Origin of the sequence: Enterobacter cloacae complex sp. P1B, from assembly GCF_014982345.1 — a bacterium.
Classification (GTDB): domain Bacteria; phylum Pseudomonadota; class Gammaproteobacteria; order Enterobacterales; family Enterobacteriaceae; genus Enterobacter; species Enterobacter bugandensis.
The window spans coordinates 675,627-696,681 of the sequence record NZ_JADCLF010000013.1 but is presented as its reverse complement, the minus strand read 5'-3'; the positions used below and the strand labels follow the sequence as shown (position 1 = coordinate 696,681).

At 56.4% G+C, this 21,055-nt stretch carries 22 protein-coding genes; 6 read left to right on the top strand and 16 right to left on the bottom strand.

Going from position 1 to position 21,055, the window contains the following annotated elements:
• Window positions 1-166: 166 nt before the first annotated feature.
• Entirely contained in the window at window positions 167-634 is a 468-nt protein-coding gene (gene slyB, locus INF77_RS16110) for an outer membrane lipoprotein SlyB (RefSeq protein WP_028012906.1), read from the bottom strand.
• A 255-nt stretch (window positions 635-889) separates the two neighbouring features.
• Here slyB and anmK point away from each other — a divergent pair, with 255 nt between their 5' ends.
• The 5 genes from anmK (at window position 890) to pdxY (ending at window position 5,472) form a co-directional block, all read left to right on the top strand.
• Window positions 890-2,014, top strand: coding sequence for an anhydro-N-acetylmuramic acid kinase (gene anmK, locus INF77_RS16105; protein ID WP_193531779.1), 1,125 nt, complete (start codon window positions 890-892; stop codon window positions 2,012-2,014).
• Window positions 2,015-2,107: 93 nt separating this feature from the next.
• Window positions 2,108-2,431, top strand: a complete 324-nt coding sequence (gene mliC / locus INF77_RS16100) for a C-type lysozyme inhibitor (RefSeq protein WP_193531780.1) — start codon at window positions 2,108-2,110, stop codon at window positions 2,429-2,431.
• A 57-nt stretch (window positions 2,432-2,488) separates the two neighbouring features.
• Window positions 2,489-3,145, top strand: a complete 657-nt coding sequence (gene pdxH, locus INF77_RS16095; protein WP_047365377.1) for a pyridoxamine 5'-phosphate oxidase — start codon at window positions 2,489-2,491, stop codon at window positions 3,143-3,145.
• Between the two features lie 125 nt (window positions 3,146-3,270).
• Window positions 3,271-4,545, top strand: coding sequence for a tyrosine--tRNA ligase (gene tyrS, locus INF77_RS16090; protein WP_028012910.1), 1,275 nt, complete (start codon window positions 3,271-3,273; stop codon window positions 4,543-4,545).
• A gap of 66 nt (window positions 4,546-4,611) precedes the next feature.
• Window positions 4,612-5,472 (top strand): pyridoxal kinase PdxY, encoded by an 861-nt coding sequence (gene pdxY, locus INF77_RS16085; RefSeq protein WP_193531781.1) that lies wholly within the window; start codon window positions 4,612-4,614, stop codon window positions 5,470-5,472.
• Window positions 5,473-5,532: 60 nt separating this feature from the next.
• On the opposite strand, the gene gstA is transcribed toward pdxY, so the two are convergent.
• The 12 genes from gstA to blr all read right to left on the bottom strand — a co-directional run bounded on the left by gstA (window position 5,533) and on the right by blr (window position 15,700).
• The gene (gene gstA, locus INF77_RS16080) at window positions 5,533-6,138 is read right to left on the bottom strand and encodes a glutathione transferase GstA (protein ID WP_028012912.1); all 606 of its coding nucleotides are present in this window, start codon (window positions 6,136-6,138) and stop codon (window positions 5,533-5,535) included.
• A 105-nt stretch (window positions 6,139-6,243) separates the two neighbouring features.
• The gene (gene dtpA / locus INF77_RS16075; protein WP_028012913.1) at window positions 6,244-7,752 is read right to left on the bottom strand and encodes a dipeptide/tripeptide permease DtpA; all 1,509 of its coding nucleotides are present in this window, start codon (window positions 7,750-7,752) and stop codon (window positions 6,244-6,246) included.
• Between the two features lie 591 nt (window positions 7,753-8,343).
• On the bottom strand, window positions 8,344-8,979 hold the full coding sequence (nth, locus tag INF77_RS16070; protein ID WP_028012914.1) for an endonuclease III: 636 nt from the start codon (window positions 8,977-8,979) through the stop codon (window positions 8,344-8,346).
• Window positions 8,976-9,662: an electron transport complex subunit E gene (locus INF77_RS16065; protein WP_023617347.1), complete on the bottom strand. Its 687-nt coding sequence runs from the start codon at window positions 9,660-9,662 to the stop codon at window positions 8,976-8,978. Before INF77_RS16065 ends, nth begins: the two co-directional genes overlap by 4 nt.
• Window positions 9,663-9,664: 2 nt before the next feature.
• Entirely contained in the window at window positions 9,665-10,285 is a 621-nt protein-coding gene (gene rsxG / locus INF77_RS16060) for an electron transport complex subunit RsxG (RefSeq protein WP_193531782.1), read from the bottom strand.
• Between the two features lie 10 nt (window positions 10,286-10,295).
• Window positions 10,296-11,348, bottom strand: coding sequence for an electron transport complex subunit RsxD (gene rsxD / locus INF77_RS16055; protein ID WP_049138880.1), 1,053 nt, complete (start codon window positions 11,346-11,348; stop codon window positions 10,296-10,298).
• Entirely contained in the window at window positions 11,349-13,370 is a 2,022-nt protein-coding gene (gene rsxC, locus INF77_RS16050; RefSeq protein ID WP_193531783.1) for an electron transport complex subunit RsxC, read from the bottom strand.
• Window positions 13,363-13,941, bottom strand: coding sequence for an electron transport complex subunit RsxB (gene rsxB / locus INF77_RS16045; RefSeq protein ID WP_032640037.1), 579 nt, complete (start codon window positions 13,939-13,941; stop codon window positions 13,363-13,365). The genes rsxC and rsxB overlap by 8 nt, the downstream gene beginning before the upstream one ends.
• Entirely contained in the window at window positions 13,941-14,522 is a 582-nt protein-coding gene (gene rsxA / locus INF77_RS16040; RefSeq protein ID WP_028012919.1) for an electron transport complex subunit RsxA, read from the bottom strand. Before rsxA ends, rsxB begins: the two co-directional genes overlap by 1 nt.
• A gap of 76 nt (window positions 14,523-14,598) precedes the next feature.
• Window positions 14,599-15,039 carry a DUF2569 domain-containing protein gene (locus tag INF77_RS16035; RefSeq protein WP_023311379.1) on the bottom strand — a complete coding sequence of 147 codons (441 nt, stop codon included), beginning with the start codon at window positions 15,037-15,039 and terminating at the stop codon, window positions 14,599-14,601.
• An 86-nt stretch (window positions 15,040-15,125) separates the two neighbouring features.
• Window positions 15,126-15,341, bottom strand: a complete 216-nt coding sequence (gene ydgT, locus INF77_RS16030) for a transcription modulator YdgT (RefSeq protein ID WP_013096896.1) — start codon at window positions 15,339-15,341, stop codon at window positions 15,126-15,128.
• Window positions 15,342-15,574: 233 nt separating this feature from the next.
• Complete coding sequence (blr, locus tag INF77_RS16025; RefSeq protein ID WP_168733269.1) at window positions 15,575-15,700, bottom strand: division septum protein Blr; 126 nt, start codon at window positions 15,698-15,700, stop codon at window positions 15,575-15,577.
• 241 nt (window positions 15,701-15,941) lie between these two features.
• Here blr and INF77_RS16020 point away from each other — a divergent pair, with 241 nt between their 5' ends.
• Window positions 15,942-16,982, top strand: coding sequence for an oxidoreductase (locus INF77_RS16020; RefSeq protein WP_193531784.1), 1,041 nt, complete (start codon window positions 15,942-15,944; stop codon window positions 16,980-16,982).
• A 54-nt stretch (window positions 16,983-17,036) separates the two neighbouring features.
• Here the strand turns inward: INF77_RS16020 and add are convergent, their stop codons facing one another.
• The 3 genes from add to malX all read right to left on the bottom strand — a co-directional run bounded on the left by add (window position 17,037) and on the right by malX (window position 20,948).
• Entirely contained in the window at window positions 17,037-18,038 is a 1,002-nt protein-coding gene (gene add / locus INF77_RS16015) for an adenosine deaminase (protein ID WP_047368418.1), read from the bottom strand.
• A 96-nt stretch (window positions 18,039-18,134) separates the two neighbouring features.
• The gene (locus INF77_RS16010; protein WP_193531785.1) at window positions 18,135-19,307 is read right to left on the bottom strand and encodes a MalY/PatB family protein; all 1,173 of its coding nucleotides are present in this window, start codon (window positions 19,305-19,307) and stop codon (window positions 18,135-18,137) included.
• Between the two features lie 48 nt (window positions 19,308-19,355).
• Window positions 19,356-20,948 carry a maltose/glucose-specific PTS transporter subunit IIBC gene (gene malX, locus INF77_RS16005; protein ID WP_028012923.1) on the bottom strand — a complete coding sequence of 531 codons (1,593 nt, stop codon included), beginning with the start codon at window positions 20,946-20,948 and terminating at the stop codon, window positions 19,356-19,358.
• Window positions 20,949-21,055: the final 107 nt, after the last annotated feature.

Genomic DNA, 21,055 nt, shown 5'->3' with positions numbered 1-21,055 from the left:
AGAGATGATTGCGAAGAGTTTAATCAATTAGCACGCTAAATACTTTGCGCAGAAACAATATATGACGCGTTTAATAATGTGTGGGATGAATGTATTCTGTAAATATATTTGTGAGAGTGATATATATTGTAAATGGATGTGGCCTGATGACCACATCCATTTTTAATTAACGCGGAGAAACGGTAACCTGGCTCCCGTTGCTCGCCAGCACGACGCGTTGACCCGCAGAGAAGCGGGTATTGCCCTGCTTCTGAACAACCATAATGGTGCTGCCGTCGTCTTTACGAATTTCCAGCTCTACGCCCTGGGTTTTGTTCATCGCGCCCTGAACGCCCTGACCCGCGACACCACCCGCTACAGCGCCCGCTGCGGTTGCCAGAGAACGGCCCGTGCCGCCGCCAACGGTATTACCCAGGAAACCACCCAGTACAGCACCGCCGATTGCGCCCATCACGTTGTTTTCATCACCACCCTGAATTTGTACAGGACGGGCGTTAACAACGGTACCGTAAGTCACGCTCTGAACCTGTTTTGCTTCAGAAGCGCTGTAAACGTCGCCAGACAGCGAGCTGTCGTTCACACAGCCAGCCAGGGTTAAACCAATCAGCGAAACGCCCAGTACACGTACAATCATTTGAATCTCCTGTTCACCAAAAACGCCCATCTGGAGGCATCCGTTATGGCTAAATTATATGGCATAAAGAGCCATAGTTCATATCTTTGCACTAACAATAAGAAAATTGTACTTGAATTTGACTTAACGAGACATAAACAGGAGCCACTCGCCATACCGGCAAGACATTGTTAAAAAATATTATCGTCGGATGGCAAAGGAGCGCTGTTTATGGTTGAGTGGATATCCTTAGCCCACGCAACGTAAGGAAAGCGCATGAAATCGGGTCGCTACATTGGTGTGATGTCGGGCACCAGTCTGGATGGGGTAGATGTCGTTCTGGCCGCCATTGACGAACATATGGTGGCACAGCAGGCGAGCCTGACCTGGCCAATCCCCCTTTCGCTGAAAGAGGACATTCTGAGCATCTGTCAGGGGCAGCATTTAACCCTCTCCCAGCTTGGTCAACTTGATGTTCGGCTGGGTGCGCTGTTTGCGGATGCGGTGCAGGCGTTAATGCAAAAAGAACATCTTCGTCCCCAGGATGTGGTCGCCATCGGGTGTCACGGACAAACCGTCTGGCATGAGCCGACTGGCGACGCGCCGCATACGTTGCAAATCGGCGATAACAACCAGATTGTGGCGAAGACGGGCGTAACGGTCGTCGGGGATTTTCGTCGTCGCGATATTGCCCTTGGCGGACAGGGCGCACCGCTGGTGCCTGCCTTCCATCAGGCGTTGCTGGCGCACCCTACAGAACGCCGCATGGTGCTCAACATAGGCGGGATTGCTAACCTCTCGATGCTTATTCCGGGGCAGCCCGTTCGCGGCTACGATACCGGCCCGGGGAATATGTTAATGGATGCCTGGATCTGGCGGCAGTGCGGTCAACCGTATGATAAAAACGCCGAGTGGGCGAGCGAGGGTAAAGTGATTCTCCCGCTGCTGCAGTCCATGCTCAGCGACCCTTATTTTGCCTTACCGGCGCCGAAAAGCACGGGACGAGAATACTTCAACTTTGGCTGGCTCGAGCGCCAGCTTGCGCTGTTCCCGGCACTCGCCCCGCAGGATGTCCAGGCGACGCTTGCCGAATTAACGGCCGTGTCGATCTCTGAGCAAGTGCTGCTCAGCGGCGGCTGCGAACGCCTGCTGGTGTGCGGCGGGGGAAGCCGAAACCCGCTGGTGATGGCTCGTCTTGCCGGGCTGCTGCCGGGCACTGAGGTGACCACGACGGACGAGGCCGGCATCAGCGGGGATGATATGGAAGCGCTGGCTTTCGCCTGGCTTGCCTGGCGCACTATCGCAGGGCTGCCAGGGAATTTGCCGTCGGTAACCGGCGCGCGCGAGGCCAGCGTCCTCGGGGCGATTTTCCCTGCAAATCCTCGTCATAATCAGAGTTAACTGAAATTCAGCGCGGCGCCTCGTCGTTAGAATGGAATAAAACAGGGGGGCAGCCATGCCCTCCAGGACCAGGAAAGTCTTCGGAATACGCCCATGAAAAAACTTCTTCTTGTTGCCGCGCCTTTATTGCTGTCAGGATGCAGCGTCTATAACCAGTTCCTTGAGCGCATGCAGACCGATACGCTGGAGTATCGCTGCGATGAAAAACCGCTGACCGTGAAGCTGAATAACCCGCGTCAGGAAGCCAGCTTCGTTTACGATAACAAGCTGCTAACCCTTAAGCAGGGTATCTCGGCCTCCGGGGCGCGTTATTCGGACGGCATCTATGTATTCTGGTCGAAAGGCGACAGCGCCACGGTCTACAAACGAGACCGCATTGTGCTGAACAACTGCCAGCTTGAAAATCCGAAGCGTTGAGATTTTTACAGGGGCGGCGCACAATAGCGCCACCCAATCTCAAGATCAGCTAACGCCATGTCAGATAACGACGAACTGCAGCAAATTGCGCATCTGCGCCGTGAATACACCAAAGGCGGCCTGCGTCGCCAGGATCTTCCCGCTGAACCCCTCGTGCTTTTTGAGCGCTGGCTGAAACAGGCCTGCGACGCGAAGCTGGCCGACCCAACGGCCATGGTCGTCGCGACGGTAGATGAAAACGGTCAACCGTATCAGCGCATCGTCTTGCTTAAGCATTACGACGAGAAAGGGCTGGTGTTCTATACCAATCTGGGCAGCCGCAAGGCGCACCACTTAGAAAACAACCCGCGCATCAGCCTGCTGTTCCCGTGGCACATGCTGGAACGTCAGGTGATGGTCATCGGTAAAGCGGAACGTCTCTCGACCCTTGAGGTGGTGAAGTATTTCCACAGCCGCCCGCGCGACAGCCAGATTGGTGCCTGGGTGTCAAAACAGTCCAGCCGGATCTCTGCCCGCGGCGTGCTGGAAAGTAAATTCCTGGAGCTGAAACAGAAGTTCCAGCAGGGGGAAATTCCGCTGCCGAGCTTCTGGGGCGGCTTCCGCATTCCGATTGAGCAGATGGAATTCTGGCAGGGCGGTGAGCATCGCCTGCATGACCGCTTTTTATACCAGCGCGAGAATGGCGGCTGGAAAATCGACAGACTGGCCCCGTAATCCCCGAAATTTGTTGATTTAAGCGCTAGCGCACACCGCGCTTGCGCTTTATTCTATGGTCCTTTCGCATCAGGCGAAAAGTCGTGTACCGGCAAAGGTGCAGTCGTTTATACATGGAGAATTTGATGGCAAGCAGTAACTTGATTAAACAATTGCAAGAGCGGGGCCTCGTGGCCCAGGTGACGGACGAGGAAGCGTTAGCAGAGCGACTGGCGCAAGGCCCGATCGCGCTCTATTGCGGCTTCGATCCCACCGCTGACAGCTTGCATTTGGGGCATCTTGTTCCATTGTTATGCCTGAAACGCTTCCAGATGGCGGGCCATAAGCCTGTTGCCCTGGTGGGCGGCGCGACCGGTCTGATTGGTGACCCGAGCTTTAAAGCCGCGGAGCGTAAGCTGAATACCGAAGATACCGTGCAGGAGTGGGTGGATAAGATCCGCAAACAGGTTGCACCGTTCCTCGACTTCAACTGTGGTGATAACTCTGCCATTGCTGCTAACAACTACGACTGGTTTGGCGGCATGAACGTGCTGACCTTCCTGCGTGACATCGGCAAGCACTTCTCTGTTAACCAGATGATTAACAAAGAAGCGGTTAAGCAGCGTCTGAACCGTGACGATCAGGGTATCTCCTTTACCGAGTTCTCCTACAACCTGCTGCAGGGCTATGACTTTGCCTGCCTGAACAAGCTGCACGGCGTCTCTCTGCAGATCGGCGGCTCTGACCAGTGGGGGAACATCACCTCCGGTATCGACCTGACCCGTCGTCTGCATCAGAACCAGGTCTTCGGCCTGACCGTTCCACTGATCACCAAAGCAGACGGCACCAAATTCGGTAAAACCGAAGGCGGCGCGGTGTGGCTCGATCCGAAGAAAACCAGCCCGTACAAATTCTATCAGTTCTGGATCAACACGGCGGATGCCGATGTTTACCGCTTCCTGAAGTTCTTCACCTTCATGGACATTGCAGAGATCAATGCGCTGGAAGAGGAAGATAAGAACAGCGGTAAAGCGCCGCGTGCCCAGTACGTGCTGGCGGACGAAGTGACCAAACTGGTTCATGGTGAAGAGGGCCTGGCCGCGGCAAAACGCATCACCGCAAGCCTGTTCAACGGTACGCTGAGCGATCTGAGCGAAGCGGACTTCGAACAGCTGGCGCAGGACGGCGTGCCGATGGTCGAGATGGAAAAAGGAGCTGACCTGATGCAGGCGCTGGTGGACTCTGAGCTCCAGCCTTCCCGTGGTCAGGCGCGTAAAACCATCGCCTCCAACGCTATCACCATCAACGGTGAAAAGCAGGCTGATCCGGAATACACCTTCGTTGACGGCGACCGTCTGTATGGCCGCTACACGCTGCTGCGCCGCGGTAAGAAAAACTACTGTCTGGTCTGCTGGAAGTAAGTAAAAGTCTCGAGGGGCGTGGGAAACCACGCCCTTTTTGTTTGTTCAGGGTTTGGTAAGAAAAAGATGAAGAACATCCTCGCCATTCAGTCCCACGTTGTGTTTGGACATGCTGGCAATAGCGCAGCGGAATTCCCGATGCGCCGCCTCGGTGCCAACGTCTGGCCTCTCAATACCGTGCAGTTCTCTAACCACACGCAATACGGCAAATGGACCGGCTGCGTGATGCCGCCTTCGCATCTCACAGAGGTTGTGCAGGGTATTGCGGATATCGACCAGCTCAAGCGCTGCGACGCCGTTCTGAGCGGCTACCTCGGCTCAGCGGAGCAGGGGGAACACATCCTCGGCATCGTGCGTCAGGTGAAAGCGGCAAACCCGGCGGCAAAATATTTCTGCGACCCCGTCATGGGACACCCGGAGAAAGGCTGCATCGTGGCGCCTGGCGTAGCGGAATTTCACGTTCGCCATGCGCTGCCCGCCAGCGATATCATTGCTCCCAACCTGATTGAGCTGGAGATCCTCAGCGAGCATCCGGTTAACAGCGTAGAAGAGGCTGTACGTGCGTCTCGCGAGCTGATAGCCCAGGGGCCGGAGATTGTGCTGGTAAAACATCTCGCCCGCGCAGGGCTGACCCAGGAGCGTTTTGAGATGCTGCTGGTGACGAAAGATGACGCATGGCATATCAGCCGTCCGCTGGTGGATTTCGGCACGCGTCAGCCGGTGGGCGTGGGTGATGTGACCAGCGGGCTACTGCTGGTGAAACTGTTGCAGGGTGCAACGGTGAGAGACGCGCTGGAGCACGTGACGGCAGCGGTGTACGAAATCATGATTGCGACGAAACAGATGCAGGAATATGAACTGCAGGTGGTCGCGGCACAGGATCGTATCGCGAAGCCGGAGCACTATTTCAGCGCCACACGGCTATAATCGTTCAGAGTTCGTAGGCCGGGTAAGCGTCAGCGCCACCCGGCAACACAGACGGCTCGCTTAATTCAACCCTTCCGCTTTTAGCGCCGCGGCCACCGCTGGACGCTCCGCCACGCGCGCCATATACGATGCGATGTGGTCCAACCCTTCCAGGTTCAGCTTAACCGCACGCGCCCAGCGCAGTACGGTAAACAGGTACGCGTCGGCAATGGTGAAGCGTGAACCACAAATCCACTGATCGTCTTTCAGCGATTCGTTAACATACTGCAGCTTTTTCTCCAGCAGAGCTCGCACGGTCGGCTTGTACTCTTCCGGCGTATCCGGGCGGAAGAGGGGGGTAAAACCTTTGTGCAGCTCGGTGGCGATATAGTTCAACCACTCCAGCGTTTTATAACGTGCGACGCTGCCGGTAGGGGCAAGGAGCTGGCGATCCGGTACGTTGTCCGCCAGGAATTGCATAATCGCCACGCCTTCGGTCAGCAGAGTTCCGTCATCCAACAGCAGGGCCGGAACCTGCCCTTTTGGGTTAATCGCAAAAAAGTCATCCCCGTTTTCCAGGCGCTTTTTCATCAGATCAACGCCATCCAGCGTGAAATCTTTGCCGCTCTCGCGCAGGGTGATATGGGAAGCAAGAGAGCACGCGCCCGGTTTGTAGAACAGTTTCATCGGTAACTCCTTTTTGCTGAGGTTTCAGCTATGTTAGTGCGCGAAGGGACAAAAAAAAAGCCGCTAATCTCTTAGCGGCTTCTGTTCTGTCGTTTCTCTCAAATATCACGCGGTAGCGGTTTTGTTCGCTTCCGCCGTCTTGTCGTCGTCCTGAGTCATTCGATTCAGTTTCGGCGCGGTCAGCAGCATCAGCGCCGCGATAACCGCCGTAGCGATACCAATCTGCATGAACACGGTACCGTAGACGTTCAGGGAGAGCAGCGGATCGGTCACGTTTTCTGGCACAGCCATCAGGTTCGCGATCTTACCGGCGATGATCGCCGCACCGGCAGTGGTCAGGAACCAGCTACCCATAATGAAGCCCATCAGACGCTGTGGAACCAGCTGTGCAACCATCGCCAGACCCAGACCGGAGATCATCAGTTCGCCGATAGACTGCAGCGCGTAGCTCAGGATCAGCCAGTTAACGGACACGATACCGGCGTCGGACGCAAACTTAGTCCCCAGCGGCAGCACCAGGAACGCACCAGAACAGAGCACCATACCCACCGCGAACTTGTGCGGCATTGGCAGACGATCGCCCATCTTGTTATAGATTGCGGCCAGAATCGGGGAACCGATCATGATCCAGAAGGGGTTCAACGCCTGGAACTGCTCGGGTTCGAATGCGATACCCAGGATAGAGTGCTCAACGTTACGAATAGCGAAGAAGTTCAGAGAGGTTGGCATCTGGCTGTACAGCACGAAGAAGATAATCGCTTCCAGCATCAGAATGAACGCCACAATCATCTTACGACGGGCTGCACCCTTCATAGCGAACGCTTCTTTCGCGAAGATGACCACGATGCCCAGCGCAACTACGCCCAGAACGGCACGAGCGATACCCTGGTTGTGCAGCAGCCAGGTGGCGATCGCCGCCAGGACGACAACGCCCACGATGGTAGCCAGCAGCTTGCCCATGTGTACAGGCTCGAAGTCAGGTTTTGAACCGTAGTCTTTCACCCAGTTGCGGCAGAACAGGAAGTTTACCACGGTGATCAGCATACCCACGAAGCTCAGCGCAAACGCCACGCTCCAGCCGAATTTCGCGGCCAGCCATGGGGTTGCCAGCATGGAAAAGAAGGAACCGATGTTGATGGACATGTAGTACATGGTAAATGCACCGTCCAGACGTGGGTCATCTTTGCTGTAGCAGGTTGAGAGCAGGGAAGACGGGTTCGCTTTGAACAGGCCGTTACCCACGGCGATGGTTGCCATGCCCATGTAGACCACAGCCGCATCATGTCCTGACCATGCAACCAGACCATAGCCAATAGCCAGAACAATGGCACCCAGCATAATGACGCGCTTAGTACCGAGAACTTTATCACCCAGCCAGCCGCCGATAGCAACCAGACCGTAAACGAGGGCACTAAAGGAGGAGAACAGCGTGATGGAATCGGCTTCGGACATACCCAGCTGTTTAACCAGGTAAACCGCCATGATCCCTTGCAGGCCGTAGTAACCAAAACGCTCCCATAACTCGATAGAGAAGATGAGATAAAACGCTTTCGGTTGTTTAAAAGCGTTCAGACTCACGCTTTCATCTGTTGGTTTATTGTTTGCAGTCGACACATATACCTCTTTTTTTACATCCCATATTAACGGGGGTGTTCATAGCGTGATGGCCGTAGCCCATCCGCCTTATAGTTATATTGGGAGGAGAAACGGCGGGTAATGTTCACTATCCTGCCCCGTCTGGCAATACGTTTGTAATAATCTGTTACATATATCTTGAACGGTATAATTGTCGGTTTCTACAAATGTTATTTAGCGTTAAATTTTATACGATAACTAAAGGTAGTTTTTTCGACTGGCATACACCCAGTGCGATGGGGTTTTGGCGATATGTTCTGCTATTTGCCGCTTGTTGTAGTGATATAGCCCATATTCTGAAAAATAGCTGGTCTTATCTTCCGGGTAAACGCATTTAAATCTTGCCCGGCAAAGGGTTTGCGATGACTTTGACTACAAAAAATCAACATGACGTTATCAGAGTGATCGCGATCACAGATGTATAGAAATTTTTGGCTATGAAAAAAGTATTAACCTGTTTGAGCGTTATAGAGCCGAACAAGTGACAAGTCAGAAGAAAGTAAGAGCGGACAAATAACGGCCAAAAGAAGAACGAACGGTAGTCCTTCTTTTGGTAGGTGATTATGACGGTCAGGGATAGACTTTTTCTTTATATTCGCAAAGATCTTCAATAACGCAGGAGCCGCAGCGCGGCTTTCGGGCTATGCAGGTATAACGACCGTGCAAAATCAGCCAGTGGTGGCAGTCAACCTTGAATTCGGCAGGAACCACTTTTAACAGCTTCTCTTCTACCTGCTCGACATTTTTCCCTGGGGCGAAATTTGTCCGGTTTGAGACGCGGAATATATGCGTATCAACGGCGATGGTCGGCCAGCCAAACGCGGTATTGAGCACAACGTTCGCGGTTTTACGCCCCACGCCCGGCAAGGCTTCCAGCGCGGCGCGATCTTCCGGTACTTCGCCTCCGTGCTGTTCCAGCAGGATCCGACAGGTCTTAATTACGTTCTCGGCTTTGCTGTTAAACAGGCCGATGGTTTTGATATAGGACTTCACACCTTCCACGCCCAGCTCCAGCATGGCCTTCGGCGTATTGGCGACCGGATAGAGCAGGGCAGTGGCTTTATTGACGCTCACGTCGGTAGCCTGCGCAGAGAGCAACACCGCGATCAGCAGCTCAAACGGGGAGGTAAAATTCAGCTCCGTCGTCGGGTGCGGGTTCTCGTCCCGCAGACGGGTCAGGATCGCAATGCGCTTTTCTTTATTCATGAGGCCTTCTCGGGTGTCCCTTCCAGAACGCTGCGCTCAGCCGCGCGGCGCTTACGTTTCTCATCAATCAGGTATTTTATCGCCAGCATCATGCCGAGGCCAATAAACGCGCCGGGCGGCAGCATCGCCAGCAGGAATGGCGTATCGGTGTGAAACACCTCAACGCGCAGCGCTTTAGCCCAGCCGCCCAGCAGCGCATCTGCGCCGTCGAACAGCGTACCGTTGCCGAGGATTTCACGCAGCGAGCCCAGCACGAACATGGCGCACGTGGCGCCCATGCCAATGGAAAAACCATCCAGCGCCGACATGGCCGGGCTGTTTTTTACCGCGAACGCTTCCGCACGCCCGACCACAATACAGTTGGTGACGATAAGAGGAATGAAGATCCCGAGCGACTGGTACAGACCAAACGCGTAGGCGTTAATCAGCATCTGGACAATACTGACCACCGACGCAATGATCATGACGTAAATCGGAATACGAATTTCCGACGGCGTCCAGCGTCGCAGGGCAGATATGGAGAGGTTGGTCAGGGTCAATACCAGCGTGGTTGCCAGACCCAGACCGAGCGCGTTGGTGGCGGTGGATGTCACCGCCAGCAGGGGGCACATACCCAGAAGCTGTACCAGCGCGGAGTTGTTCTTCCACAATCCCTGGACAATAACCTCTTTAACCTGGCTCATGATTACTCCTCACAGGCCGGAAGATTGTTGATCTGCGCGGGCAGCGTTTCAGCGTACAGCCCGGCTCGTTTTACAGCGTTTACCACCGCCCGCGGGGTGATGGTTGCGCCCGTGAACTGGTCAAACTCGCCGCCGTCTTTCTTCACCGCAAACGCGGTGTCATCTTCACCATGGATCACTTTACCGGCAAAGTGCAAAATCCAGTCGCTCAGACGGATTTCGATTTTATCGCCCAGGCCCGGCGTTTCATGATGTTCCGTCACGCGGGTGCCCAGGATGGTACCGGAGAAATCGCTGCCCACGAGCAGCTGAATGGCGCCGGAATAGCCGTCAGGCGCGGTCGCTTCCATCACCGCGCCGACCGGTTTATCCCCTTTGCGGGCGATAAAGAGGCGGTGCGGGCCTTTCCCAAGCTGCGGCGCGTCTACCACAAAGCAGCTTTTTTGCAGGTCATTATCGTAGAAATCGGACGGGATCACCTGATCGAACAGCGCCTTTTGCTGCTTCGAGGCCTGTTCTTCGATGGTCGTTTTGGTCAGCGCATTAACCAGTGCCGTCAGCCCCGTCAGGACCGCGGCGAAGACAGCCAGCGTGACGCCGTGTTTTTGCATCGTTTTTAACATGGCGAAACCCTTAGCGATGGCCGTACACGCGCGGACGCGTGTAATAGTCGATGAGCGGAACGGTAATATTGGCGAGCAGGACGGCAAACGCCACGCCGTCCGGATAGCCGCCGAAGCTGCGGATGAGCCAGACCAGCAGGCCAGCCAGCGCGCCGAAGATCAGGCGACCGCGGTTGGTGGTGGAGGCCGTCACCGGATCCGTCAGGATAAAGAAGGCACCCAGCATGGTCGCGCCGGAGAGCAGGTGCATCTGCGGGCTGGCCAGCGATTCAGGAGAGAATACCCAGCCCAGCGTGGCGCAGACCGCCAGCGTTACCAGGAAGCTGACCGGAATATGCCAGCGGATGGCCTTCTGCTGCAACAGGAACAGGCCGCCCAGCAGATACGCCAGGTTGACCCACTGCCAGCCGGCTCCCGCCAGCACGCCGCTGTAGATGGCGGACTTCATGATTTGCTCAACGCTGTGCCCGGCGTGCAGGGACGTTTTAAACGTATCGAGCGGCGTCGCCTGGCTGATACCGTCCACGCCCATACGCAGCGCGTTCATATCAGCACCCAGCGCCGTATGGCCGGTAAAGATCACCTGCAGAGCATCCATAATGCCGGGAACCGTGGCCGCAATCTCGTGCGGTGGCAGCCAGCTGGTCATCTGTACCGGGAAGGAGATCAGCAGCACCACGTAGCCAATCATCGCCGGGTTAAACGGGTTATGACCGAGGCCGCCATAGAGCTGTTTGGCAATAATCACGGCAAACACGGTGCCGAGCACCACCATCCACCACGGGGCAAGCGGGGGAATGCTGATGGCCAGCAGCAGGCCGGTCAGCAGAGCGGAGTTGTCCGCCAGGATGCGGGAAACCGCCATCTTGCGCAGCTTCAGCACGAGGGCTTCCGCGGCGACGGCGCTGGCGCATCCAAGAGCTATCTGGAACAGAGTTCCCCAGCCGAAAAACCAGCACTGAACGGCAATGCCCGGCAGCGCGGCCAGGCAGACCAGCATCATGATGCGCGAGGTCTGGCGCTGATTGTGGGTGTAAGGGGAACTTGCGATTCTGAAAACCATTTAATCCTCGTTTACGGCTTGCTGTGCGGCTTTCTTTGCCTGAACGCGCGCAATGGCGGCGGCGACGGCGGCCTTGCGCGGGTCATCGTTGGCGGCCTGCGGCTGCTCTTCCTGCTGTGCTGCTTTGCGCGCTTTGGCGCGGGCTATCGCCGCTTCAACGGCGGCTTTACGTGGGTCGACCGGTGCTTCAGGTTCTGCGGCTGGCGCCTGCTGCGCTGCTTTGCGCGCTTTGGCGCGGGCAATCGCCGCTTCAACGGCAGCTTTACGCGGATCGACCGGTTCCTGTTCAACCACCACTGGCTGCTCCCCAGCCTTGCGCGCTTTGGCACGGGCAATCGCCGCTTCGACGGCGGCTTTGCGTGGATCGATTTCAGCTTCCGGCTGCGCAGCTTGCGCTTTTTCCGCCTGACGGGCGCGGGCCGCAGCTTTACGCGCTTCGCGGGCGGCAATCGCTTCGCTGTTATCCGGTTTTTCACCGGCCTGGATCACCAGCGTCTGGGCGGCACTGGCTTTTTTCTCGCGAACGCGCGCCAGTGCGGCGTTGATTGCATCCTGATCCTTCCCGACAGGCTGAACGGCGGCCTGCTTATGTCGCTCCTGACGAGCCATCTTCTCACGTTCGAGACGCGCCTGACGCGCTTCGAAACGTGCCTTGGCTTCCGCGGCGCGTTTTTCTTCCATGGAGATGGCATAAATCTCGGCCTTCTCCTGGCGGAAGTACTGCACCAGCGGAATGTTGCTTGGGCAGACCCAGGCGCAGGCGCCGCATTCGATGCAGTCGGCCAGGTTATGGGCTTTGGCTTTATCGTGCTGCTGGCCTTTGCTGTACCAGTACAGCTGCTGCGGCAGGAGATCCGCCGGGCAGGCATCGGCACAGGCGCTGCAGCGGATGCAGCCTTTCTCTTCCTGCTCCTCCCCCATTTCGGTTGGGGAAGGGGCGAGCAGGCAGTTGGTGATCTTCACTACCGGAACGTCGAGCCACGGCAGGGTAAAGCCCATCAGCGGACCGCCCATGATCACCATCTGGTCGCTGGCAGGGCAAAATTCAGCCTGTTCCAGCAGATGGCGCACCGGCGTGCCGAGGCGCGCCCAGACGTTACCCGGACGAGAGACAGACTCTCCGGTCAGCGTTACCACGCGCTCGGTCAACGGCTCGCCGTCAATCACCGCACGCTTGACGGCGTAAGCGGTGCCGACGTTTTGCATCAGCACGCCGATATCCGAAGAGCGTCCGCCGTGCGGGACCTGCTTGCCGGTGAGGATTTGCGTCAGCTGTTTTGCGCCGCCAGAGGGGTACTTGGTCGGAATAACGCGCAGGGCGATATCATGGCTACCGGCCAGTACGGCGCGCAGCATTGAAATAGCCTGCGGTTTATTGTCTTCGATACCAATCAGCACTTCTCGCGGCTGTAAGATGTGGGCAAGGATGCGGATGCCTTCCACCACCTGGGCGGCGCAATCCTGCATCAGACGATCGTCGGCGGTGATGTACGGCTCGCACTCGGCGGCGTTGATAATCAGCGTCTGAATCTTATCGCCACCGCCGCGCAGCTTGACGCCGGTCGGGAAGCCCGCGCCGCCAAGCCCGGCGACGCCGAACTGATGAATACGCTCGATGAGCGCTTCGCGGCTCTGGCTGCGGTAGTCGCTCCAGCCGTCACGGTCAATCCAGCGATCTTCGCCGTCGGCTTCAATAATCACGCTCAGTTCCGACAGCGCGGACGGATGCGCCACCGTATGAGGGGCAATCGCCACCACTTTCCCGGAAGTAGGGGCGTGTACCGGCAGCATACGTCCGCGTCCGAAGGTCAGCGGCTGACCGCGCAGCACCGTATCGCCTTCTTTCACGCACAGCTCGCCCTCAGCGCCAATATGCTGCTTGAGCGGCATGACGTAACGCGTCGCCAGCGGAATTTGACGCAGCGGCGTGCCGTTGGACTGGGTTTTCATCTCTGGCGGATGGATACCGCCGTCAAAGTCCCAGATCTTCTCTTTTCTGAAAGCAGAAAATAACTTAAGCATGTTGTTCCACAGGAATATTGCGAACCGGAATGGTTTGAAGATCCCACTTCCAGCTTTCGGTAGTCGTTTCAACCGGGCGCAGCTCTATACATTGCGTCGGGCAGGGGGCCACGCAGAGGTTACAGCCGGTGCAGAGATCCGCCACAACGGTGTGCATGGCGCGGGTCGCGCCAACAATGGCGTCGACCGGACAGGCCTGAATACATTTGGTGCAGCCGATGCAGTTTGCTTCGTCGATCACCGCGAGGGCGCGAACCGGCTCCTGGACTTCCGCATCGCCATCAACGGGCTGCGGATCGACGTTAAGCAGGGCGGCAATTTTCAGCATCACCGCTTCGCCGCCGGGCGCACAGCGGTTAATTTTTTCACCCTGAATGCCTACCGCTTCAGCGTAAGGGCGGCAGCCCGGGTAGCCGCACTGTCCACACTGACTTTGCGGCAAAAGCTCATCAATTTTTTCAACAACAGGATCGTCCTCTACCGCGAAACGGCGGGAGGCGTAACCCAGGATAAGGCCAAACACCAACCCCAGGACGCTGATAGAGGCGATGGCAATCCAGATAGCACTCATTACAACTTCACCAGACCACTAAAGCCCATAAAGGCCAGAGACATTAAACCCGCGGTCACCAGCGCAATGGCATTACCGCGAAATGGCGCAGGGATATCCGCTGCTGCCAGACGTTCGCGAATCGACGCGAACAGCACCATAACAAATGAGAAACCGACAGCGGCGGAGAAACCGTACAGCGCCGATTGCATAAAATTATGGCCAAGGTTGATGTTCAGCAGCGCCACGCCAAGCACCGCACAATTGGTGGTGATCAGCGGCAGGAAGATACCCAGCAGGCGATAGAGCGCCGGGCTGGTTTTGCGTACCACCATTTCGGTAAATTGCACTACAACCGCAATGACCAGAATAAACGCCAGCGTGCGGAGATAGATTAACCCCAGCGGGATGAGGATCCAGGTGTCAATCAACCACGCACAGATAGACGCCAGCGTCATGACGAAGGTCGTCGCCAGCCCCATGCCCATCGCTGTTTCCAGCTTTTTGGACACGCCCATAAACGGGCACAGGCCAAGGAACTTCACCAGAACGAAGTTGTTAACCAGCACGGTGCCGACAAAGAGCAGTAAGTAATCGGTCATTATTTAGCCTGAAATAAAAAAGCCGCCTATTATCGGACAAACCGGGGCAGGCGACAACAGGTTATCTGTAAGGTTATTACGGGTTCACGAAGGTGTTTTTCACACGCGTTGAACGTTTGAAATAGGGCACCAGCAGCGCCGCGGCCAGTAACGGGAAAAGCAGCTGGCGGACAGCAAGCGCGTCAGACACGGGCGAGAAAGCAAACGCTTTAACCGCCAGCAGGACCGAAATGAGCAGCCAGATAATGTAGTGCTTAGGCACACTCTTGCGGCGCTTAAAGAAGGCGATAGTCAGCCACAGGGTGTAGTACCACATCCCAATCGCGAAAACGAACGACACAAACCACATCGCTATATTCAGCACGCTTTGCGACATCAGGGTCTGAATAGCGTGAGGGGTAATCAGTGCGGTGGTATAAAGCAGCAGCGCAAGCGATGCGCTTAATAAGGCAACCAGCAGCCATGCCAGTGGGGCGATTAACCAGCCTCCGATGCGTTCTCCAGGCGTTGCGGTCATGAACTCTCCCATTATCTGCGCGAAATGTTGTACAGCCAGTTTGCAGGGCGGAGAGTATATAACATTTCGCGCGGATGGCTACTTTCTTATAAAACGTAACGCCATACGGACTTCGGCACCTCGCCGACGTTGAACAAGCGACCGCCGGAGACCAGCTCCGCACGGCGATGGTCAGCGGCGCGATACATATTGATGATGTCCTGATTATCCGACAGGGTGTAGTTCAGATGGTCAAACAGTTTTTCCAGGCTCTCAAGCGAATTGATCTTGCGAAATTTTAATAAATAGTCCTGAACTGTCATATTAATAATTTTCCATATAAAAGTGAGTAATACCAGTTAAGGTAATTCGGTCGAATAATAAACGGATTAATACAGACGTAAACAGCCCACTCAGATAACGCGACGAAATTAGGAGTTTTCTTTGCTGAAATTCAGGCACCGAAGGTGATGCCTGGAAGAGAAGGTTAACCGCGTTCACCAGGGCTGGCAATACGAAACTGACACATTATGTCACTCTTTAAAGCAGCAACCGGTTACTTAGGATGGGTGACGGCAGCAGGCTCCGGCGGCTGGTAGTTATCAATATGGCTGGCTACGCCGAGCAAAATGACCGAAACCCCAAGAACAATCCATCCCGCTAATTCAATGATTCGATTAATAATTGATGCCATGATTCACTGTTGTAATTTATCCATAAATACAGGTCGCAAATGTTACAGCGCTGTTTCTCTGACGGCAAGCGCTTTGGGAACGATTCCCTTAAACAAAATCAGAAGGTTAATACTATGTAACAAAAATAGCCGGTACAGCCTGCTATTTTAAGCGCCATGGCTCATTATTAATGAGGACAATGCCAGAAAAGCCAGTATGAAATAAGAAACGCAAAAAGAGGACAACACGATGAGTGATAACATCCGCGTCGGGCTTATAGGCTACGGGTACGCGAGCAAAACGTTTCATGCGCCTCTGATAGCCGGAACGCCGGGAATGGCGCTGGCGGCGGTATCCAGCAGCGACGCCGCCAAAGTCCACGCTGACTGGCCCGCAGTGCCGGTTGTCTCCGAGCCTAAACACCTTTTCAACGATCCGAATATCGATTTAATTGTTATTCCCACCCCGAACGACACGCACTTCCCGCTGGCGAAAGCCGCGCTGGAAGCCGGGAAGCACGTCGTTGTTGACAAACCCTTCACCGTGACGTTGTCACAGGCGCGTGAGCTGGAGGCGCTGGGAAAAAGCCTGGGCAGAGTGCTGTCCGTTTTCCATAACCGCCGCTGGGACAGCGACTTCCTGACGGTTAAAACGCTTCTCGGGGAAGGCACGTTAGGAGAGATTGTTTTTTTTGAATCACATTTTGACCGCTTCCGTCCGCAGGTGAGAAACCGCTGGCGCGAGCAGGCCGGTCCGGGCAGCGGCATCTGGTACGATTTAGCCCCGCATCTGCTGGACCAGGCCGTGAATCTGTTTGGGCTGCCGGTGAGCATGACGGTCGATCTGGCCCAGCTGAGGCCCGGTGCGCAGACAACGGATTACTTCCACGCGGTGTTGAGTTACCCGCAGCGGCGGATTGTGCTGCACGGCACGATGGTCGCGGCCGCGGAATCTGCCCGCTATATCATCCACGGCACGCGCGGGAGCTACGTGAAGTTTGGCCTCGATCCGCAGGAAGACCGCCTCAAAAACGGTGAACGTCTGCCGCAGGAAGACTGGGGCTATGATATGCGCGACGGCGTCGTGACACGGACGGAAGGTGAGGAGCTGGTTGAGGAAACCCTGTTAACGATCCCGGGTAACTATCCGGCTTATTATGCTGCCATCCGCGATGCGCTTAACGGCACGGGGGAGAATCCGGTTCCGGCCAGCCAGGCGATTCAGATTATGGAGCTGATTGAGCTGGGGATCGAATCTGCCAAACATCGCGCCACGCTCTGTCTGGCATAAGTTTTGACGTTGTTGTAGGCCGGGTAAGGCGTAGCCGCCACCCGGCAAAAGGGTTTACGCGGTTGCCACCTTATCCCGCAGCGCCTGCTTCTCTGCAGGCGTAAGGAAGGCGATCTCCAGCCCGTTGATCTGCGCCTGGCGGATCTGCTCGCGGCTCAGGCCCGCCTGCGGTGCGGCGATGTTGTACTCGTGGATGATATCCACGCCCTGAACCGCCGGGTCGTCCGTGTTCAGCGAGGCCAGCACGCCGTGCTCAAGGAACGTTTTCAGCGGGTGCTGCGCCAGCGTTGCCACGGTGCTGGTCTGAATGTTGGACGTCAGGCACGACTCAATGCCGATGCGCTGCTCCGCCAGGAAATCCATCAGCGCGCGGTCTTCTACCGCCTTCACGCCGTGGCCGATACGCTCGGCGCCCAGCTCGCGGATGGCCTGCCAGATGCTTTCCGGGCCCGCTGCTTCACCCGCATGGACGGTAATGTGCCAGCCGGCATCGCGCGCGCGGTTGAAGTGGGAGAGGAACAGGCTGCCGGGGAAGCCCAGCTCATCGCCGGCGAGGTCGACGGCGGTGATGGCATCGCGGTGCGCCAGCAGCGCTTCGAGCTCCTGCAGGCAGGCGGCTTCGCCGAACGTGCGGCTCATAATGCCGATCAGGCGGGCCTGAACGTCGAACGTTTTACACCCTTCGCGGACGCCTTCAATGACGGCTTCCACCACGCCTGCAACGGGCAGGTTGTGGGTCATCGCCATATAGCCCGGCGAGAAGCGCAGCTCAACGTAGTGCAGGCCGTTACGGGCCGCGTCTTCAATGTTCTCAAACGCCACGCGGCGGCAGGCATCCAGCGAGGCCAGCATCTTCACGCCCCAGTCGAGTTTGCTCAGGAAACTGACCAGGTCCGGTTCATTGGAGGTGACCTGTACGTGTGGGATCAACGACTCAAGCGTCTGAGCGGGAAGCGTTAAGTTGAACTGGCGGCCAAGATCGAGGATGGTTTGGGCACGAATGTTACCGTCAAGGTGACGATGAATATCAGTTAAGGGCAGGCGTGTATCAATCATGGTCGCACTCTTTTCGGGTTAAAGTGCGCCATATTATAAAAACAAAACGGGGTAAAAAGCTATTTGCGCAAGGGAATATTCCGTTGCGCAAACAAATTACAGGAGCGTGTTGATCCCGGCGATGAGGCGCTGAACCCCTTGTTCCAGCTTGCTGCGTGGGCAGCCGGCGTTAAGGCGCACGAAGCCGTTACCCTCGTTTCCGTACGTGTATCCCGGCATGATGGCGACTTTTTGCTGCTCGATCAGCACTTTTTGCAGTGCCCTGTCGTCAATGTTCAGCGGGCGCAGGTCAATCCAGGCCAGATAGGTTGCTTCTGGCGGCTGCCAGTTCAGTTTCGGAAAAGCACTGTTTAATTCCTGTGCGATATAAAGCAGATTCTCTTCCAGATAACGACGCAAGGCATCCAGCCATGGCTCTCCCTGCTGATAGGCGGCGATATGGGCCGTCAGCGCCAGCACTGAAGGGGAAGAGAGCCCATCCCGTCCTTTTAGCGCGCTGAGATAGCCGTTACGGCTCTCTTCATCGCCGATCAGGCCGTATGCGCCCGTCAGTGCCGGAATATTAAAGCTTTTCGAGCCGGAGGTGAGAAGCGCCCATTTGCCGCGTGCTACCGCATTCCACGGGATGTGGCGATGTGCCCCCCAGACCATGTCCATATGAATTTCATCGCTGATAACCGCCACGTCATAGCGCTCACAGAGTTCCGCCATCTGCGTCAATTCACCCCGCGTCCAGACCTTGCCGGTCGGGTTCTGCGGGCTGCACAGCAGCAGAATTTTATTTTCCGGTTTCGCCAGGGCCGCTTCAAGCGCCGCCATATTGCCCTGCCAGCCAGTCGCCTGCTTTTCCATCTCAACAGCCACAACCTGACGCGCATTGCCTCCAATGGCGTTGTAAAACGCATCGTACGCCGGGGTGTGAACCACCACGCCGTCACCGGGCTTTGACCAGAGGCGGATCAGCTCTGACACCATGTAGATGACGGAAGGGCCATAAACGATGGTTTCTTTATCAATGCGGCTGTTAAAGCGCTGCCGAAACCAGTGCTCAACAGCGGCAAGAAACTCGTCGTTTTTCCAGCGGCTGTAGCCCAGCACGCCGTGGTTGATGCGCTGATGCAGCGCGTCGGTAATGCAGGGGGCGGTGGCGAAGTCCATATCCGAGATGGTGAAGGGCAGCAGATCCGCCGCGCCAAAGCGGTCGGCGACGTAGTCCCACTGCGTACACCAAGTGCCGTGACGATCCACGACGGTAGAAAAATCAAACATGACGTTAATCCTTAAAGTAAAACCCCCTCATGAGAGGGGGTTGAGGCATCAGGCTTCTACTGTTCGCATCAGGGTTGCCAGCTCATCTTTCACTGACTGAACCTGCGGGCCGATAACCACCTGCAAATTGTGCTGATTTAACTGTACCACGCCGATGGCCCGGTTGGCTTTCAGGGCGTTGGTATCTACTTTTGACATATCCGCCACCGACAGACGCAGGCGGGTGATGCAGTTATCCAGCGAGGTAATGTTATCCGCACCGCCCAGCGCAGCCAGAATGGCAGGGGTGTTATACCCGGATTTGCCCACAGTACCGGCCACCGCCTGCTCAACGCTGGTGGCGGTATCGGTATCGCGGCCCGGCGTTTTCAGGTTAAAGCGGGTGATGGCGAAGCGGAAGATACCGTAGTACACCGCGAACCAGATAGCCGCCACGACCGGCACCAGATACCACTTGGTTGACAGGCCGTGCAGGATCCCGAACACCACGAAGTCAATCACGTTGCCGTCGGTGTTGCCGATGGTGACGCCCAGCACCGCCATCACGGTAAAGCCCAGGCCGGTCAGCAGCGCGTGGATGAGATAAAGCACCGGCGCAACAAACAGGAACAGGAATTCGATAGGCTCGGTGGTACCGCCCACGACGCAGGCAATCACGCCGGAGATCAGCAGCCCTTTAATTTTATGTCGGTTTTCCGGGCGCGCGCAGTGGTACATCGCCAGCGCGGCACCCGGCAGGCCGCCGAGGAAGGCCGGCATTTTACCCTGAGACAGGAAGCGGGTGGCGCTTTCAGAGAAGCCGTGGGTAGTCGGACAGCTCAGCTGCGCCTGGAAGATGGTCAGCGCACCGCTCACGTCGTGACCGCACACCTCCATGGTACCGCCCGCTTCGGTGAAGCGAATCAGGGCCACCAGGATATGCTGCAGGCCGAACGGCAGCAGCAGACGCTCGCCGGTGCCGAAGATCATCGGACCAAAATCTCCCGCGCCGTTGATGATGCGGCCAATGCCGTTGATGCCCATCGCAAAGACCGGCCAGATCAGCGGAATGATCAGGCCGAACAGACCCATGACCACCAGGGTGACAATCGGCACGAAGCGGGTACCGCCGAAGAAGGCCAGAGCATCCGGCAGGCGGATATTGTGGAAGCGTTCGTGCAGCATCCAGATAATCACCCCGGCGATCACCGCTCCGAGGATCCCGGTATCAATAGACTGGATGCCAATCACGCTCTGAATGTTGTTGGCCTTCAGCACGGCAGCATCGGTCGTCGGCAGAATGCCTTTCGCGGTCAGCCAGAAGTTAACCGCCAGGTTCATCACGGCGTAACCCACAAACCCGGCAAACGCCGCGACACCTTTATTCTCGCGGGCCAGGCCCAGCGGGATGGCGATGCAGAACATCACGGGCAGGAAGCTAAACGCGAAGGAGCCGACCTTACTCATCCAGATAAAGATCGCCTGCAGCACGGGAGTACCGAGGAACGGGATCAGCGTGATGACGTCTTTACTGCTCAGCGAACTGCCGATCCCGAGCATGATCCCGCAGAACGAGAGGAGCGCCACGGGCAGCATAAAGGTTTTACCCAGTTGCTGGAAAAACTCCCACAGCGATATTTTTTGTGCTGTTTTCGCCGTCATAAAACGACTCCTTTATTGTTAAAATCAGTTTGCCTGCTTCAATGCTGCGAGAAGATAAAACGTTTTATCAAAGTTTAGTGCGCGCTAAATCACATTCTCAGGCTTTG